Origin of the sequence: Lysinibacter cavernae (genome assembly GCF_011758565.1) — a bacterium.
GTDB classification, from domain to species: domain Bacteria; phylum Actinomycetota; class Actinomycetes; order Actinomycetales; family Microbacteriaceae; genus Lysinibacter; species Lysinibacter cavernae.
On record NZ_JAAMOX010000001.1, the window covers coordinates 566,703 to 584,177 of the forward strand.

Sequence of the window (17,475 nt, forward strand, 5' to 3'; positions counted from 1 at the left end):
GGAGGACGAGTGAGCTTGCTGCAGAGGATAAGCGGACCACGCGATCTTGATCAGCTCTCTCTTGACGAGCTTGAGCAGCTCGCCGCGGAGATCCGTGAATTTCTGATCACCGAGGTCGCCAAGAGCGGTGGTCACCTAGGCCCAAACCTTGGCGTGGTCGAGACCACCATCGCGTTGCATCGTGTGTTCAACTCACCCAATGACCCCATCGTCTTTGACACCGGCCACCAGTCGTACGTGCATAAGCTCCTCACCGGTCGCCAAGACTTCTCTCGCCTCCGCCTTCGTGGCGGCCTCGCCGGGTATCCGCAGCGCAGCGAGTCACCTCACGACATCGTTGAGAGCTCACACGCCTCCAGTTCGCTGAGCTGGGCCGACGGCATCTCCCGAGCCTTTGCCCAGACGGGTCAGGATGACCGTTATGTGGTCGCTGTTGTTGGCGACGGTGCCCTCACCGGCGGCATGACCTGGGAAGCGCTCAACAACATTAGCGACGATAACGCGCGCAACCTCGTGATTGTGGTCAACGATAATGGCCGATCCTACGCGCCAACCATCGGCGGGATGGCCCGATTCCTGAACGGCGTGCGCACGCAGCGCACCTACCGCGATCTGCAGCGTAGTAGCGAAAAGGCGTTCAACCGCATGGGTAAGGCAGGCCGTTCGCTGTATCGCGGTGTCAGGGGCGGCATGCACGGCTTCTTGAGCCGCTTCACCGACAACGAGTCGCTGTATTCAAACCTTGATATCAAGTACGTTGGCCCGGTTGATGGCCACGATATCCGAGCGATGGAAGAGGCGCTGAAGCAGGCCAAGCACTACGGCCAGCCGGTGATCGTGCACGTGATTACCGAGAAGGGGCGTGGTTATGAGCCGGCTCGCCTCGACGAGGCGGACCAGTTCCACGCGGTTGGAAAGATTGACCCCAGCAGCGGACTTCCAATTGGTTCGTCACAGGGGCAATCCTGGACATCCGTCTTCAGCGACGAGATCGTGTCGATTGCCGAGCAGAATAAGCGCGTTATCGGCATCACTGCGGCTATGCTGCGGCCAACGGGGCTGCACGCCTTTGCCGAACGATTCCCAGACCGCGTCTACGACGTTGGCATCGCCGAGCAGCACGCGGTAACAAGCGCTGCTGGGCTTGCCTACGGCGGGTTGCACCCTGTTGTTGCCATGTATGCGACGTTCATGAACCGGGCGTTTGACCAGGTGCTTATGGATGTGGCGCTTCACAAGGCTGGCGTCACGTTTGTCCTTGATCGAGCTGGTGTGACTGGCCCAGACGGCCCAAGTCACCACGGTGTGTGGGACCTCGCAATTTTGCAGGTTGTGCCGGGCATCCGCATCGCATCACCCCGAGACGCGGTTCGCTTGCGCGAGGTGCTTGGTGAGGCGGTCGCCGTTGACAACGCGCCCACCGTCATCCGTTTCCCAAAGGGAACGGCGCAGGCTGAGTTGCCGGCCATTCGACGCACGAGCGATGGTGTCGACGTACTGCACGAAGACGCGAAGCGCGATGTGTTGCTTGTCTCGGTTGGTTCGATGGCAGCTGTTGCCCTCGATGTTGCGGCGCGATTGGCGGATCAGGGCATCGGCTCCACGGCTATCGACCCGCGGTGGGTTGTGCCGGTTGCTGATAGTGTCATTGAGCTCGCGGCCCAGCACAGGCTTGTGATCAGCATCGAAGACGGCGTCAGGGTTGGCGGAATTGGCACCCGGATTCGCCAAGATCTTCGTCGTGCAGGCGTCGATACCGCGGTGACCGAGCTTGGCCTCCCCGACGAGTTCCTCGACCATGCAACCCGTGAAGAGATTCTTGAAGATGCCGGTCTCACCGCCCAGCAGATCGCGCGCGACGTCGTTGCACAGGTACTTGGCAGCAAGATCCCTGTGGCCCGCCCGCTGCCCGGTGAGGTGCCAACAACGACGGCCACAATCGGTATCCATAAGGAAGCGTAGCTTCGCTGTTGGCCTCGGCTGACGCGGTAGTTGTGTGGCCGATACGTGTCGAATCGCACGGCGCTTGACCTAGAGTGCGCTCTAAGGTTTATCGTTGCGATATGAGCATCACACAGGCAGGGCTGTCCATCTCGAAGATGGCTGAGGCGACCGGCGTTTCCGCCCACACCCTTCGGTACTACGAGCGGGAAGGGCTGCTGCTGTACTCGATTGGCCGCGCTCAATCGACGCACCGGCAGTATCACGAGCAGGACGTCGCCTGGGTCATCTTTCTGACCAAGCTTCGGTCAACGGGTATGTCGATCGCGCAGATCCGAACGTACACGGAGCTTGCCCGTCAGGGCGAGGGGACGCAAGCCGCCAGGCTCCAGCTCCTCGTTGAGCACCGGGCAATTGTGAGCGCTCATCTGGCAGAGACTCAGGCGAGTCTCGCGGCAATCGAATACAAGATTGACGTTTACGCACGGAAGGTTGCAACTCAATGAAACATATCAAGCTTGGCTCGCAGGGGCTAGAGGTCGCCCGCATCGGTCTCGGATGCATGGGCATGTCTGCGTTTTATACGGGCAGCGGGCAGAATGAGGCCGAATCGCTGCGCACCATCCACCGGGCAATCGATCTTGGTGTGACGCTGTTTGACACTGCTGAGATGTACGGGCCACACACCAATGAGGTCCTCCTGGGCCGTGCGCTCAATGACCGCCGCGACGAGGTCACGATCGCCACAAAGTTTGGCATTGTTCCGAACAATGGCGCCAGCGGGCGTGGATACGATGGATCGCCTGCCAACGTGCGCCGTTCGATCGAGGGATCGTTGCAGCGCCTCGGTGTAGATGCCGTTGACCTGTACTACCTCCACCGCGTTGACCCCAGCACTCCCATTGAGGACACCGTTGGTGCAATGGGAGAGCTCGTGGCCGAGGGCAAGGTCAAATACCTTGGGCTTTCGGAGGCCGCACCTGAGACCATCCGTCGCGCGCATGCGACGCATCCACTCACCGCAGTGCAAACAGAGTACTCGCTCTGGACGCGCGACCCCGAGGCAGAGGTGTTGCCAACGGTTCGCGAACTAGGCATCGGTTTTGTGCCGTATTCGCCGCTCGGCAGGGGATTCCTGACCGGCGCCATTCGTTCCGTTGATCAGCTCGACGAGAATGACTTCCGCCGGTTCAACCCACGGTTTGAGGGCGATAGCCTGCAGGCAAACATCCGCATTGTCGAGCAGGTTGAGGCCGTCGCGCAGCAGGTTGACGCAATGCCCGGTCAGGTGGCTCTTGCGTGGCTTCTTGCGCAGGGGGAGGACATCGCGCCAATCCCTGGCACTAAGCAGGTCAGGTACCTTGAGCAAAATGTCGCGGCTGACGCCGTCACCCTCACCCCAGACCAGCTGGCCGCACTCAACGCGGTCGCGGCCCCGGTCGGCGAACGGTACCCAGATATGTCATCCATCAACCGCTAGCCAACCGCGCCGCGCAACATAGAAATCCAACCGCGAGTGCCCTCAATTCGACCAAAAATCGCAGATTTGGATCGGATCAAGGGCACTCGCGGCTTGAATCAGGCGGAGCGGTGGCTAGTGGATGCCTCGGATGGGCGGGTTGTGGAACGTCGCGCCGAATACGCGCTCGCTCGCGCCAACGCGGTCGAGGTACGGGGTTGCTCCACCCATTTGGAACGGCCACCCGGCGCCCATGATCATGCAGAGGTCGATGTCTTCAGCAGCGTGCACAACGTCGTCTTCGAGCATCCGGTGGATTTCGTCGGCGAGGCCGTCCTGCACCCGTGTGAGGATCTCGTCGCCGGTGAGGGCCGTGTTACCGGCGAGCGGACTGTTCCACTCGGTCACACCACCTTTTGCCACGATTTTGAGGGCGCCCTTGTCGATGCCCTTGATCTTGCCCTTGCCGTCACGCTCGAGAATCTTGCCGTATTCGGCGAGCTTGTGCAGGTTTTCGCTGCGGTAGAACCGGTCGGGGAATGCGGCGTGATGCGTGTCGAGCACGTGGGCGCCAACTTTCAGCCCAACGAGCTCAAGCAGCTCGAACGGCGTCATCGGTAGCCCAAACGAGTCGAGGGCATGGTCAACAACCTCAAACGGTGTGCCGTTGTCGATTGCGTGCATCGCTTCGCCAAGGAGCTTGGCGAGCACCCTGTTCACAACGAAGCCCGGAGTGTCGCGCGTGATGACGGCGGTTTTCCTGAGCTTCTTTGCGATCACCATGGCGGTCGACAGTGACTCTTCGTTTGTCTGCGGCGTGTTCACAACCTCAATGAGCGGCATGACCGCAACGGGGTTGAAGAAGTGGAAACCAACGAGGCGCTCAGGGTGCTTGAGCTTCGCGCCGATCTGTTCAACCGACAGCGAACTCGTGTTGGTGGCGAGGATGGCCTCTGGGGAGATGTACTGCTCGACATCGGCGAAGACGTTCTGCTTGATCTCGAGCTCTTCGAAGACCGCTTCGATTACCCAATCGCAGTCGGCGAAGTCGGCCTTATCCGTTGTGCCGGTGACGAGCGCAGAAAGTCGGTTGCGCTCGTCGGGGGAGATACGACCCTTTGCCGCGAGCTTGTCGATTTCTTCGTTAATGTAGGCGAGGCCCTTATCGACGCGACCCTGGTCGAGGTCGGCGATCACAACGGGCACTCGTAGGCGACGAACGAAGAGCAGCGCAAACTGGCTCGCCATGAGGCCGGCGCCGATGACGCCAACCTTCGTGATCTTGTGGGCGAGCGCAGCATCCGGTGCGCCAGCTGGCCGCTTAGCCCGCTTCTGCACGAGGTTGAACGCGTACATGCTCGCGTGGAACTGGTCGCCAGTCATGAGCTCGGTGAGCGCTTCGTCCTCGCGCTCGAAGCCCTTGACACGGTCGTTGTCCTTGGCCGCCTTGAGCAGCTCAAGCGCCTTATACGGGGACTTAGCTACGGTGCCAATTCGTGACTCAAGCTGGCCCTTCGCAACCTTGATCGCGATATCCCACTTGCCAATCCGTTCGAGCTTGCCTGGCTCATTTGGCCTGGTTACCTTGACGGTGCCGGAGAGAACGCCATCGGCCCACCGCAGCGAATCCTCGAGGAAGTTGACTGAATCGAACATTGCGTCGGCAATACCGAGTTCGAGCACCTCAGCGCCCTTGAGCATTCGGTTATTTTTGAGCGGGTTTGAGATGACCACGTTCAGCGCGTTCTCAATACCGATGAGGTTCGGCAGGATGGTCGCCCCGCCCCACCCGGGGATCAACCCGAGGAAGACCTCTGGCAGGCCGAGCGCTGGGATGTTCTTGTCTACCGTGCGGTAGTCGGCGTTCAGCGCGATCTCGGTGCCGCCGCCGAGGGCGAGGCCGTTGATGAACACAAACGACGGCACTCCGAGGTGTGAAAGCTTGCCGAGCACGAAGTGCCCAAGCTGACCCATCTGCAGGGCGGTCTCTCGGTCGGAGAGCTCGCTGACTTTGCTGAGATCGGCCCCTGCAGCGAGGAAATACGGTTTGCCGGTGACAGCGACACCCTGGATTTCGCCAGCCTTCACCCGCACGGTGAGCTGGTCGAGGACCTCGCCCAGCTCGTGCAGCGTGCGCGGACCAAGCGTGTTTGGCCTGGTGTGGTCGCGACCATTGTCGAGTGTGATGAGCGCGAGCGTTTTTCCGCTTGCGAGAGGAACATCCCGAACAAGGCTCTTGGTGATCACTTCGTCGCCGCTTGACTCGAGCAGAGCGGTGAAATCGATAGCAGTGTAATCAGTCATCGTGGTTACTTCTTTCCGCTCTTCTTGCCCGAGTAGTTGGGGTTCTCCCAGATCATGGTGCCGCCCTGACCGAGTCCGATGCACATGGCGGTCAGGCCGTAGCGCACGTCGGGGCGCTCGGCGAACTGGTGGGCGAGCTGATTCATGAGGCGAACACCCGACGAAGCGAGGGGGTGCCCGATGGCGATTGCGCCGCCGTAGGGGTTCACTCGGTCGTCGTCATCGTCAATGCCGAAGTGGTCGAGGAACGAGAGCACCTGGATGGCAAATGCCTCGTTCAGCTCAAAAAGTCCGATGTCGGTGATGCTCATGCCGGCCTTTCGAAGTGCCTTCTCTGTTGAGGGAACCGGGCCGATGCCCATGATCTCCGGTTCAACACCGGCATACGCGAAGCTCACGAGTTTCATCTTTGTTTGGAGCCCAAGCTCCTTCACAGCGTCGCCGCTGGCGAGGATGCACGCGGTGGCACCATCGTTGAGGCCGGAAGCGTTGCCCGCCGTCACCCGACCGTGGGCGCGGAACGGGGTCTTGAGCGCGGCGAGGCCCTCCATCGTGGTCTCCGGGCGTGGTGCCTCATCCCTTGTGGCAAGGCCCCAACCGTTTTCACCGCGGATCGCAACGGGTACCAGGTCCGGCTGAATCTTGTTGTTCTCGTAGGCCGCCGCAACCTTTTGCTGGCTGCGGAGGGCAAAGCGATCAGCGCGTTCCTTGGTGAGGTGGGGGAAGCGATCATGGATGTTCTCAGCGGTCATGCCCATGTTGAGGGCATCCTCACTCACCATACGTTCCGAAAGGAACCGTGGATTTGGGTCTGCCCCAAAGCCCATCGGGTGGCGTCCCATGTGCTCAACACCACCGGCGATGGCAACGTCGTACTGGCCGAAGCCGATGCACGCGCTCATCATGGATGCCGCGGTCATTGCGCCGGCGCACATCCGATCAATGGCAAAACCTGGGACTGATTTTGGCAGTCCCGCAAGCATTGCGGCAGTGCGGCCTAGCGTGAGGCCCTGGTCGCCAACCTGGGTTGTGGCGGCGATTGCTACGTCGTCAATCCGTTCGGTGGGAAGTTGCGGGTTGCGTTCAAGAACACCAACCATGGCCTTGACGACCAAATCGTCGGCCCTGGTATTCCAGAACATTCCCTTTTCGCCTGCTCGGCCGAATGGTGTACGAACACCATCAACAAAAACAACATCGTTTACTGCGGCCACTTTGCCTCCAATGACTGAACCAGATTTCATCCTAGGAACGCGCGAACGGCCCCGGAATTCGTTTCACTCTTCCGACGAACCCTGCTCGTCGTTCGCCGCAGGGTTTTGGCGGATGTCTACAAGAGTATCGGTAATAATCTGTCCTGTTGTTTCAACTTGCCAGGGCCGAGCGCCAAATTCCCGCAGCGCATCCGAAACCGACTCTAGGGTCAGATCCTGCGGCGGATGCCAGCACAGGTGCCGAAGCACTTCCGGCGTCATGAGGTTCTCGACGGGAATGTTGAGCGATTCTGATGGTTCCTTGAGCGCTTCGCGGAGTCGAACGAGTCGCTCGTGTGCCTCCGGGTAGCGCATTTTCCACGTGCGGTGTGGAGGCATGCTGTTGGTATTGCTTGGGCGGAGGACAGGAAGCTCATCAGACTCTCGTCCGGCAAGGATTGCGTTCCACCAGCGATCGATCTCGCGGCGGCTCGCACGCCCATTGAAGGTCTTGAGCGCAGCAAGCTGCCCCTTCGAGCGTGGCATTTCTTGCGCGGCGGCAACGAGCGCCGCATCCGGCACTAACCGGCCAGGTGCCACATCGTCGGCACGGGCAAGCTCATCGCGGGCAAACCAGAGTTCGCGGGCGATGGCAAGATTGCGAAGGCCCGTGATCTTGTGGATGCCCGACATCTTTCGCCACGGCTCCTCAGGCGCTGGCTTCGGTTGTTTATTCAGCGTTTCGGTGAACTCTTCAAAGGCGAAACGTGTTTTGCTGTCCTCGTCGAGGCGCTCGGCAAGCTTCGCCCGCAGAGCAGGCAGGAGCGTCACATCCGCGGCCGCGTAGTTGAGCCAAGGCTCTGGAAGCGGACGCGTCGACCAATCAACGGCAGAATGCTCTTTGGCGAGGTGCACTCCGAGCACATCTTCGACAACCGCGCCGAGACCGACCCTCGGCATGCCGAGGATGCGAGCAGCAAGTTCCGTATCAAAGATGCGAACCGGGTCGAGTCCGAGTTCGCGGAAGCACGGGAGGTCTTGGCTAGCAGCGTGGAAGACCCATTCCTCATTACCAAGCTCGCTTTGCAGCGCACCAAATGAGTCGATACCAACCGGGTCAAAGAGGAACGTGCCAGAACCCTCTCGAAAGAACTGAACGAGGTACGCGCTCTGAGCGTATTTGTAACCGGATGCCCGCTCGGCGTCAACGCCGAGGACTCCCGTGCCGGCGGCCAAGGACTCCACCGCCTGGTGGAACGAATCCTGGTCGGTTACCAGCTGCCAATCATTCACGCGTCATCCTTCTGGATTTCAGGGACGTCACGCCTTCTGCGCTGGGTGGGAGGCCCGCAAGCATACACAGGAGTTCACCCCAGCCCTCAACGTGCGGCCCAATGTTGTGGTCAAGGGGAGACCACGAAGCGCGCAATTCAATTTGTGCGCCGTCTCCCTGTGCCGCTAGCTCGCCAAAGCCAGTCGACAAAATCTTAGTTGAGGTTCCGGAGGCCGCGGTGTAGTTCGCATTGCGGGCGTTGAGGCCGTCAACAAGCCACGACCACGTGACCTCCGCAAGAAACGGATCAAGCCCGATTTCGGTCTCAAGGGGTGCCTGTGCAAAACAGATGGCCCGGAATGGTCCACCCCATTCTTCCGGCTCCTGCGCGTCATAGAGCAGGATGAACCTGCCGGTGCCGTGGGGAGAATCGACCCCGTGCTCGTTGGGATTGATATCGGCCGCGAGCGAAACAGAATGCGGGGCGAGCTTTGCCGGTGCTGGAATCGACCTCACACGCAGATCCGTGCGGTACGTTGCCTTGCGGATAGAATCCAACGCACGAGCGAACTCAGCGGGGACCGATTCTTCACTCTGAGTGCTCACAAATGTCAGACTAAGATTGAAACGTTGCTCCCGAGTGGAGCCACGCCGAGAGTCGACCGAGAGGCGCCCCAATATGATTGCTCAGTTCGAGGCAGGCGGGGCCGTCTGATGACCAAGCAGCGACGAACATCTGGCATTGACGCACAGGCACTGGTTGTTGCCGCCGGGGGACTAGCTGCGGGCGTTGGTGCCATCATGGTTGGTTCTGGCCTCGTTGCACTGCGATTTGCTCGGGCCGTGGTTTCCCGACCAACATCGTCCATCTATGACATTCCAATCGTTGCCTCAGATATCATCGCCGAGACGGTTACTCTTGGCGTGCATCCGGACTGCGTCTTGCCGGGGCACTACACGCTTATCTCCGATAATGGCGACAGTATTTGTCGGATTGGCGAGATCATTGAACGTACAGACACCCGTGTGACCAGGCAACTCATTACGGTGGATTCTGGATCCCCTCGACCCGGTACTCGTGGACGCATCAGCGGTTGGTACTATCTGAATCCGTCGGAGCTTGGTTACCCGTGCCAGGACGTGAACATCGAAACAGAGCTTGGGCCGGCTCCTGCCTGGCGTATCGACGCGAAGAAAGCTTCTCCCCGGTGGGCAATCCACGTCCACGGTCGGGGAGTGCAGCGCCCCGAAGCCATAAGGGGCGTACCACCGTTCAGGGAGGCCGGCTATACCAACCTCGTGGTTTCCTACCGAAACGACGGGGATGCTCCAGATGCGCCGGGCAAACAGTACTCGCTCGGTGATACTGAATGGCGCGACGTCGACAGCGCGATTTCATATGCGCGAGCAAACGGCGCGACATCGATCGTGCTTTTTGGCTGGTCGATGGGCGGTGCCACGGTGCTGCAGACGTTACTCAGGTCTCAGCAGGCCAGTGTCATCAGGGGCCTGGTTCTCGATTCGCCGGTGATTGATTGGTATGAGTCGCTGAGGGTTCTCGCTGCAGAGAAACACTTACCGCCGACCATCCAAAACTGGGCATTCGATCTGCTCTCGACCGGATTGTTTCGAGCAACCCAACCGGCGGCCATTAACTTGCGCGCGCTCAACATGGTTGAGCGGGCAGACGAACTGACCGTGCCGATACTACTCATGCACAGCGACGACGACGGATTCATCACCTCAGCACCGTCACGGGCGCTTGCACAGCGCCGCCAAGACATTGTCACGTTTGTGCCGTTTCGCGTGGCAAGGCACACGAAGCTGTGGAATTTCGATCGCAACGGGTGGGCGTCATCCATCCGGAGCTGGATCACGTCAACAGGTATCAACACATAGCGTTGGCTAAGCCCGATCAGCCAGTTGCTGGCGCACCGCCCGCTTGATGCGCCCAAGGATGCCGAGCATGCCTCTGATGCGTAGGGGAGAGACCGCCTCGGTCAGCCCGATCATGTACGGAAAGTCGTCGGGCACTGCGAGCAGTTCGTCGGCGGTGAGCCCGTCAAGGCCCTGCGCCAGAATAGATGCGAACCCTCTGGTGGTTGGGGCCTCGGCCGGTGCCATCGCGTAGAGGTGGAAAATGCCCTCGTCAGTGACCTCTGGAAATATAAACACGGGAGCCTGGCACTCTTCGACCCGCTCAAACAGATCGGGGTGATCCTGGTAGCGCTCCGGAAGTTCCGGCAACTCATTCGAAAACTCAAGTAGCAACTGGAGGCGGTCGCGAATTTCGAGCGCGAGGAAGTCTTCTTGGATGGCGCTCAGCGCTGGTGGCAGTGTTGTGTCAGACATCGCTTCTATCGTAACGTTCGTGGAATACAAAACGGTTCGTGGGGTGCAAATGATTGCGCCCCACGAACCGAATGGTGTGGAAACTGGTCTGGCTAAGCCGGAACTTCTCCGCGGGCTTCGCCCTTTACGATGGGGACGCGAACCGCGCTGCCCCATTCGGTCCACGAACCGTCGTAGTTGCGAACGTTGTCGAACCCGAGCAGGTGGGTGAGCACAAACCAGGTGTGGCTTGAACGCTCGCCGATGCGGCAGTACACCACAACGTCGTCGCCCTCGCTCAGGCCAGCACCGTCACGGTAGAGGGCGTTGAGCTCATCGAGGGGACGGAAGGTTCCGTCTTCGGCCGCAGCCTTTGCCCACGGCACGCTCGCAGCGGTGGGGATGTGGCCGGCGCGCAGCGAGCTTTCTTCCGGGTAGTTTGGCATCGTGGTTCGGAGACCCGTGTATTCCTCAGGGCCGCGAACGTCGATGAGTGGCTTGCCAAGATGGGCAAGTACGTCTTCCTTGTATGCGCGGATGGCAGGATCGTTGCGTTCGATCACTGGGTACTCGACAGGAGTCGGCGTTGGCACCTCATTGGTGATTGGGCGGCCTTCTGCGATCCATTTATCGCGGCCTCCGTTGAGGAGTCGAACATCCTCGTGACCAAAGAGCGTGAACACCCAGAGTGCGTATGCAGCCCACCAGTTGCTCTTGTCACCGTATATGACGACGGTCGTGTGGCGACTGATGCCCTTTTCTCCGAGGAGGGCGGCAAACGCTTCGCCGCCGACGTAGTCGCGCACGACGGGGTCGTTCAGGTCAGTGTGCCAGTCGATCTTCACGGCGCCAGGAATGTGTCCGGTTTCGTAGAGGAGCACGTCTTCGTCAGATTCCACGACCACAAGGTTTTCGCGACCAAGGTTCTGTTCGAGCCACTCGGTGCTTACCAGGCGTTCAGGATGCGCGTACCCCGCAAGCTCTGAAGCGCTGTCAACCTCTATAGACATGTTTCCTCCGTAAGTGTTGATACTGCAATAACGGCACTAGGCTACTCCTGTGGCCGCGCTACGAATCTACGCGAAACCCCTGTGTTTTTCATGTCGGCCGTAGTCTTACGAAACATAACTTGCTCGCATACCACCCTTAGGTTAATGGATACCAACCCGCTGCTCACAATGACCCGCCTTGTCGATCGCACGCCTGGAGTCTCAGGACCAGAAATCGTGCGCAACTTGGTTCCGCCACCGCAGTTTGCCGACGCGACATTTGACAGTTACCGGCCAGATCCAAATTTTCCGTCGCAAGCCGAAACCGTCGCGCGTCTTCGTAACTTTGGTTCCGCCAAAAAGGTCAAGTCCGGTGGATTCTTCAGTAAGAAGAAGGTCGTGAATGAGGACGCGGATAAAGGCGTCTATCTCGATGGTGGCTTTGGTGTTGGCAAGACCCATATGCTCGCGGCGCTATGGCACCAGGCACAAGGGCCAAAGTATTTTGGCACGTTCATCGAGTACACGGCCCTCGTTGGTGCGCTTGGCTACGCCGCTGCAGTCGAGGCGCTCAAGGGCGCATCCCTTATCTGCATCGACGAGTTCGAGCTTGATGATCCGGGCGACACGATGATTATGACCCGCTTGCTTGGTGCGTTGACGGCCGGAGGGACGCGTATCGCCGCGACATCCAATACGCCGCCAAACGCACTCGGGGAGGGACGCTTTGCCGCGGCAGATTTCCTCCGGGAAATTCAGGCCCTTGCCTCAAACTTCGTGACCATCCGCATTGACGGCACCGATTACCGTCAGCGAGATCTTGACGGACACGCAAGAGTCACTCCAGACGCCGAGTTCGAGGATGCCGTTGCGACCCAGGTTGCCGCGGGCAAAACGGTCACCGTGGATGAGTTTGATGAACTCATGGCTCATCTGGCAAAGATTCATCCGTCGAGCTATGTGCGTTTGCTTGACGGCATCGACGTGATTGCGCTTCGCAACGTCACCGAGTTTGACGACCAGACCGGTGCGCTTCGTTTGGTTGCTTTTATTGACCGAGTGTATGACGCGCAGATTCCGATCATTGCATCCGGCGTTCCTCTCGACCAGGTGTTTGGGGGAGGAATGCTGAACGGCGGATATCGCAAGAAGTATCTCCGGTCGATGTCTCGTATGAACGCGTTGACCTCCGAGCTGGCCTAACCAGTTCGCTTCCACAACATCCACCCAGCCACTCCGGCTTGGGTGGATGTTGTGGTTAACCCTGACGCGGTTTGGCGATCGAGGTCGCAAAAGATGCTCCGTTTTGCGCCAATAGGAGCATTTTTTGCGATCTCAATCTTTGACCTCTGTTACGACCTCTCGCGACGAATCGGCACAGGTCGCGTTGACCACGAAACAGAGTTGTTACATGAATGGGGCATCGCGTTACGCGACGGAAACACGGGCCGCCGTCAGCCGAAACACATGAGGAACATGCTGTAACAGACGCCTCAACCACGATCAGCGCCTCAGCAAACGGTTCGACAGAATCACTGAGCACTTATGGGGTCGTCGAGTTTTGAACCACGTACATAACCACGTTTCACAACCACAAGAGGTTCTCATGGACACAACAGTTTGGACACTCACATCGGCGGCACTTGTGCTGCTTATGACGCCGGGGCTCGCGTTCTTCTACGGCGGACTGGTCAAGGCCAAGTCGGTCGTCAGCATGATGATGCTGAGCTTTGGAGCCCTCGGGCTTGTTGCCGTGCTCTGGATCCTGTACGGCTCAAGCATGTCAGCCATTACGAGCGGCAACGTGTGGGCGTTCTCAGGAAATCCCTTCGCTAACTTCGGCCAGGCTGGCGTTTCGGGGGAGGACCTCATCGGGGTCGCATACGGCTCGACCTTTGCGATCATCACCACCGCCTTGATCTCTGGAGCGATTGCCGACCGCGCAAAATTTGGTTCATGGATGATCTTTGCCGGTGTCTGGGCCACGCTCGTGTATTTCCCTGTCGCGGCATGGGTCTGGGGAGGCGGATGGATCTCAAACCTTGGTGACCTCATGGGCGGACTGCCCGCTGTGATCGATTACGCGGGTGGTACGGCGGTGCACATTAACGCGGGTGCGGCAGCTTTGGCCCTTGCGATCGTGCTTGGCAAGCGTGTTGGCTTCCAGAAAGGCATCACACAGCCACACAACGTTCCGCTCGTACTTATGGGTGCTGCGCTGCTCTGGTTCGGCTGGTTCGGTTTCAACGCCGGCGCAGCCAGCGAGCCGGGAGAGGCAGGACTCATCTTCCTGAACACAATCGCCGCACCTGCCGCGGCCATCCTTGGCTGGATCATCGTTGAGAAGTTCAAGGATGGAAAGGCAACGTCGGTTGGAGCAGTTTCAGGAGCCGTAGCCGGTCTTGTTGCAATTACCCCGGCCTGCGCAAACCTCACTCCAGGTTGGGCGCTGCTGCTTGGTCTCATTGCCGGTGCCGTGTGTGCCGTCGCGATCGACCTGAAGTTCAAGCTCGGCTACGATGACTCACTTGATGTTGTTGGTCTCCACTTGGTCGCCGGCATCATCGGAACGCTGTACCTCGGATTCTTTGCGACCGACACCGGCCTGTTTGTTGGCGGAGACTTTGGTCAGCTCGTGGTCCAGTCGATAAGCGTCCTGGCTATCGTCATTTACTCCTTCGTGGTGGCGTTTGTGATCGGTACGGTGATTCAGAAGACCATTGGCTTCCGGGTCACCACCCAGGATGAGGTGGCTGGTATTGACAGCATTGTGCACGGCGAGGAAGGCTACTCGCTCGAAGCACAACCTGCTCGTGTCTAGTTACTGACTACGGTGCCCGGCGGCTGGTCCTCAGACCCCGCCGGGCACTGTTGCGTTATGGCGCGTTTTACTATTTGGGTGGAAGTAGGCCACCATCGTAGGTGTGACCGATTCTTCCCCAGTAATTCCAGCCGCAAACCCCCTGGGGCGAGGCGTCGTTGTTTCCGTGTTGGCCTCGGTTCTCTTCGGGTTTCTGTACTATTTCTCGACGCTGCTGCACCCGCTTTCGGGTGAGGATGTTTTCGGTTGGAGAATGACAGCGACGTTCCCGTTTATGACGCTGTTTCTTGTGCTTTCAGGCCAGTGGGGGATGGTTTGGGATGCCGTCCGACGGGTCGCCGGCAACTGGCGCCTCATCCCAGTTGTGCTCTTCACCAGCACGATGATGGGGTTTCAGCTCTGGATCTTCTTGTGGGGTCCGGTTGTTGGGCGGGCCCTTCCCGTGTCGCAGGGCTACTTTCTGCTTCCGCTGGTCATGGTCGTGGTTGGCAGGGTGTTGTACAAGGACAAGCTCACGGTATTGCAGTTGTGTGCTGCGCTCCTTGCCGCGGTTGGCGTCGGCCACGAACTCATAGCGACGGGTGGACTTTCCTGGGAAACCATGCTGGTTGCGTTTGGCTATCCGCTGTATTTCATCGTGCGGCGGCATTTCAAGACCGATAATCTCGGCGGTCTCTGGATGGACATGGCGCTTATCTTTCCCGTTGCTATTGCCTTCGTTGTGTTTGGGCAGGCCGGGTTCGGGGTGTTTGGCGAGCATCCAGACTTGTACTGGAAAATCGTCGTTCTTGGCGCAGTGAGCGCCGCGGCACTCAGCTGCTATATCTTGGCGAGTAAGTATCTCGACTTCAGCCTGTTTGGCCTACTGAGTTATCTTGAGCCGGTCCTGCTGCTCGTGGTTGCCCTTCTGCTGGGCGAAACCATCAAGGGTGAGGAGTGGTTCACTCAGGCCCCTATTTGGGTCGCTGTTGGCCTCCTGGCGGTCGATGGGGTTCGCCAGGTGCTTGCCCGTCGCAAACGGATCGTCTAAGCAAGGCGAGTCGAACCCGGTCTGCCAACTGGCACGACGCAGGATGTGCCACCGTAGTTAGCCGATAAGCGCCCTGACGGACTCGAGTTTGGACTTGTCATCAACGGAAACCGCAATCATGCCTGAACGGGCAAACGACTCAGCCGTCATGCCCATGCCCGACAGCATTCGACGAAGCTCGTGAACGCCTCCCCGTTGGGGAACTCGTAAATCTGAGTGCGGGTGCCCTCGAACGTGCCGGATCCGTACGAAGTAGCAAATGGCGCGGTCTTTCCTGCCGCTCATGAGATGCGATGCTGTAGGAATCTGGGCGGTGACAAGGAGACGCTTATGCATGGAAGCCTTTCGTGGAAAGCGCGCTGCCAACTACGCCAATCGCCCGTGACTGTGTATCAAACAGCTGCCTGAGCGTAGTAAGAATCAGTCTCCGTCTTCGATCTCGGGAGCAGGGGCGAGACCGCTGTTGATGACACGGTTGAGTTCTTGCGACTTGGCATCCAATTCCAACAGCCTGTCGCGCAAGCCGTTATAGGTCTCGACGTCTGTCTCAAGCTGCGCACGCGTCGTTTCGAGGGCAACTCGACGTTCCTCGAGGGGCGCCTTCTCGGAAGCGAATTGCGTCGCCGTTCGAAAATCCCCGGCCGCCGCTCGCTCATTGAACGAAAGGATGTCGGCATTCAGCTGAGTCACGTCGGTTTGATACGTAGCGCTCCGTGATTCGATGGAATCTCCGAGTTCCTTCATCTGGGCCTCAATGTCGGTGGCCTCCGATTGGATGGCGGTGAAGACCGAGTGGTAACTCTCGAAGAGGTCGAGGATCACAGACCGCGAGGTGAAGTATTTTGCGTAGTGTTCTTCGAGTTCGGGGGAGAGATCAGCGACTTCAGTTCCCAATACCGAGTGCAACTCATTGACGAAACTCGCATGCGGGAGATTTGCGTAAACCTGCATTCGCTCTTCGATTTCCGGATGTTCAGGCTTCAAGCGTTCATATTCTGCTTCAAGTTCGTTATTAACCTGCTCTTGTTCCCCGGCAGACAACCGCGAGTAGGTCGCGTGCAACAGTTCGTGGGCAGCAGTCACTTCAACGATGCCGTCAAGACGTTCATCGTCGACCTTGAATAGGTGGATGCGCGAACCGGTGAAACAACCAAGCACGTGGCCTTCGTCGCTGTGGTCTACGTTGAGGCACTGCTCGTTGAAGCGCTGGCTTGACTCAAGTGTTGGTGCCGAGGCGAGGAATGCCGTCGTGCCTTCGCCCGTGAGCTGGAGCCTGTTCTGCACCGCAGTGACTTCGGCAGTCGGCGTGAAGCCCCAGATGGTGAACTGATCTTCGATGGCTTGCTTATTGGAAAAGCCGAGGAATACGAGCGCACCCAGGATCACCGCAACGATGATGAGTACCGGAATGCGTTTAGATCTTGGGGAATCGACTGTCATGGTAAATCAATTATGTCGGAGCAGCCCAAAGAAGGCTGAAAAAACGCGGGTTTCAAAAAAGTTTTGTTCTCGATTTTGTATCTGGCATGTTCTTCCTATAGAGTTTCTCAAGTACCCGAGAGGGTGCAAGTTGCGGATGTGGCGCAGTGGTAGCGCATCACCTTGCCAAGGTGAGGGTCGCGAGTTCGAATCTCGTCATCCGCTCGAGTGAGTCTAGTAAACCGACTAGACCGCTGGTGGTAGTTCCACGACGGTGGCGTGGCCGAGAGGCGAGGCAGCGGCCTGCAAAGCCGTCTACACGGGTTCGAATCCCGTCGCCACCTCCAATACCACTCACTTTGGGCGATTGGCGCAGCGGTAGCGCGCTTCCCTGACACGGAAGAGGTCGCTGGTTCGATCCCAGTATCGCCCACCAAAAAGAAACAGGAAGTGCAATATGCACTTCCTTTTCTTGTTTAACAGTGATGCATGGTTAGTTTCTCCTTGAACTTGGGGAGGCAGGTTCTGCAACGAGAATTTGCTTGTGTTCACGGGGCGTCTCGGAAACCTGAACAACAGCTCGGTCATCAATCGGTTCCAGACAGTGCACTCGAGCGATTTGCGCAGAATGAGTTTGGCTGAAACTCCTCCATCGTTGCTACTCCCGAAGCGAGCTCCCGGAGTAGCAACGATGCAGAGGGGCTGAAACGTTGTC

At 58.9% G+C, this 17,475-nt stretch carries 15 protein-coding genes and 3 tRNA genes; 10 read left to right on the forward strand and 8 right to left on the reverse strand.

What is annotated here, in order from left to right; genetic code table 11:
• Positions 1-9 precede the first annotated feature (9 nt).
• The 3 genes from dxs (at position 10) to FHX76_RS02665 (ending at position 3,421) form a co-directional block, all read left to right on the forward strand.
• Positions 10-1,962 carry a 1-deoxy-D-xylulose-5-phosphate synthase gene (dxs, locus tag FHX76_RS02655; protein ID WP_167147551.1) on the forward strand — a complete coding sequence of 651 codons (1,953 nt, stop codon included), beginning with the start codon at positions 10-12 and terminating at the stop codon, positions 1,960-1,962.
• 101 nt (positions 1,963-2,063) lie between these two features.
• A complete protein-coding gene (locus FHX76_RS02660) occupies positions 2,064-2,447 on the forward strand; it encodes a MerR family transcriptional regulator (protein ID WP_167147554.1) in 384 nt (127 codons plus the stop codon).
• A complete protein-coding gene (locus FHX76_RS02665) occupies positions 2,444-3,421 on the forward strand; it encodes an aldo/keto reductase (protein ID WP_167147557.1) in 978 nt (325 codons plus the stop codon). The genes FHX76_RS02660 and FHX76_RS02665 overlap by 4 nt, the downstream gene beginning before the upstream one ends.
• Positions 3,422-3,535: 114 nt before the next feature.
• Here FHX76_RS02665 and FHX76_RS02670 read toward each other — a convergent pair whose 3' ends face one another.
• Genes FHX76_RS02670 through FHX76_RS02685 form a run of 4 tightly spaced genes read right to left on the reverse strand, consistent with a single transcriptional unit; the run spans position 3,536 to position 8,776 of the window.
• On the reverse strand, positions 3,536-5,704 hold the full coding sequence (locus FHX76_RS02670) for a 3-hydroxyacyl-CoA dehydrogenase NAD-binding domain-containing protein (protein WP_167147560.1): 2,169 nt from the start codon (positions 5,702-5,704) through the stop codon (positions 3,536-3,538).
• Between the two features lie 5 nt (positions 5,705-5,709).
• Positions 5,710-6,948: a thiolase family protein gene (locus FHX76_RS02675; protein WP_208402416.1), complete on the reverse strand. Its 1,239-nt coding sequence runs from the start codon at positions 6,946-6,948 to the stop codon at positions 5,710-5,712.
• A 33-nt stretch (positions 6,949-6,981) separates the two neighbouring features.
• Positions 6,982-8,190, reverse strand: a complete 1,209-nt coding sequence (locus FHX76_RS02680) for an HRDC domain-containing protein (RefSeq protein ID WP_167147566.1) — start codon at positions 8,188-8,190, stop codon at positions 6,982-6,984.
• Entirely contained in the window at positions 8,183-8,776 is a 594-nt protein-coding gene (locus FHX76_RS02685; RefSeq protein ID WP_167147569.1) for a DUF3000 family protein, read from the reverse strand. Before FHX76_RS02685 ends, FHX76_RS02680 begins: the two co-directional genes overlap by 8 nt.
• 108 nt (positions 8,777-8,884) lie before the next feature.
• Here FHX76_RS02685 and FHX76_RS02690 point away from each other — a divergent pair, with 108 nt between their 5' ends.
• Positions 8,885-10,069 carry an alpha/beta hydrolase family protein gene (locus FHX76_RS02690; RefSeq protein WP_167147572.1) on the forward strand — a complete coding sequence of 395 codons (1,185 nt, stop codon included), beginning with the start codon at positions 8,885-8,887 and terminating at the stop codon, positions 10,067-10,069.
• 6 nt (positions 10,070-10,075) lie between these two features.
• On the opposite strand, the gene FHX76_RS02695 is transcribed toward FHX76_RS02690, so the two are convergent.
• Positions 10,076-10,522, reverse strand: a complete 447-nt coding sequence (locus tag FHX76_RS02695) for a SufE family protein (RefSeq protein WP_167147575.1) — start codon at positions 10,520-10,522, stop codon at positions 10,076-10,078.
• 92 nt (positions 10,523-10,614) lie between these two features.
• The gene (locus tag FHX76_RS02700) at positions 10,615-11,511 is read right to left on the reverse strand and encodes a sulfurtransferase (RefSeq protein WP_167147578.1); all 897 of its coding nucleotides are present in this window, start codon (positions 11,509-11,511) and stop codon (positions 10,615-10,617) included.
• A 144-nt stretch (positions 11,512-11,655) separates the two neighbouring features.
• Here FHX76_RS02700 and zapE point away from each other — a divergent pair, with 144 nt between their 5' ends.
• From zapE to rarD, 3 genes are all read left to right on the forward strand, one after another.
• Positions 11,656-12,693, forward strand: coding sequence for a cell division protein ZapE (gene zapE / locus FHX76_RS02705; protein ID WP_167147581.1), 1,038 nt, complete (start codon positions 11,656-11,658; stop codon positions 12,691-12,693).
• A gap of 403 nt (positions 12,694-13,096) precedes the next feature.
• Positions 13,097-14,311 (forward strand): ammonium transporter, encoded by a 1,215-nt coding sequence (locus FHX76_RS02710; RefSeq protein ID WP_167147584.1) that lies wholly within the window; start codon positions 13,097-13,099, stop codon positions 14,309-14,311.
• Between the two features lie 103 nt (positions 14,312-14,414).
• On the forward strand, positions 14,415-15,341 hold the full coding sequence (rarD, locus tag FHX76_RS02715) for an EamA family transporter RarD (RefSeq protein WP_208402417.1): 927 nt from the start codon (positions 14,415-14,417) through the stop codon (positions 15,339-15,341).
• 57 nt (positions 15,342-15,398) lie between these two features.
• On the opposite strand, the gene FHX76_RS02720 is transcribed toward rarD, so the two are convergent.
• The gene (locus tag FHX76_RS02720; RefSeq protein ID WP_167147587.1) at positions 15,399-15,677 is read right to left on the reverse strand and encodes a hypothetical protein; all 279 of its coding nucleotides are present in this window, start codon (positions 15,675-15,677) and stop codon (positions 15,399-15,401) included.
• An 84-nt stretch (positions 15,678-15,761) separates the two neighbouring features.
• A complete protein-coding gene (locus FHX76_RS02725; RefSeq protein ID WP_167147590.1) occupies positions 15,762-16,781 on the reverse strand; it encodes a hypothetical protein in 1,020 nt (339 codons plus the stop codon).
• A gap of 132 nt (positions 16,782-16,913) precedes the next feature.
• Here FHX76_RS02725 and FHX76_RS02730 point away from each other — a divergent pair.
• The 3 genes from FHX76_RS02730 to FHX76_RS02740 all read left to right on the forward strand — a co-directional run bounded on the left by FHX76_RS02730 (position 16,914) and on the right by FHX76_RS02740 (position 17,196).
• Positions 16,914-16,985: transfer RNA gene (locus tag FHX76_RS02730), tRNA-Gly, on the forward strand.
• 48 nt (positions 16,986-17,033) lie between these two features.
• Positions 17,034-17,107: transfer RNA gene (locus FHX76_RS02735), tRNA-Cys, on the forward strand.
• Positions 17,108-17,121: 14 nt separating this feature from the next.
• Positions 17,122-17,196 (forward strand) — tRNA-Val (locus tag FHX76_RS02740).
• Positions 17,197-17,475 lie beyond the last annotated feature (279 nt).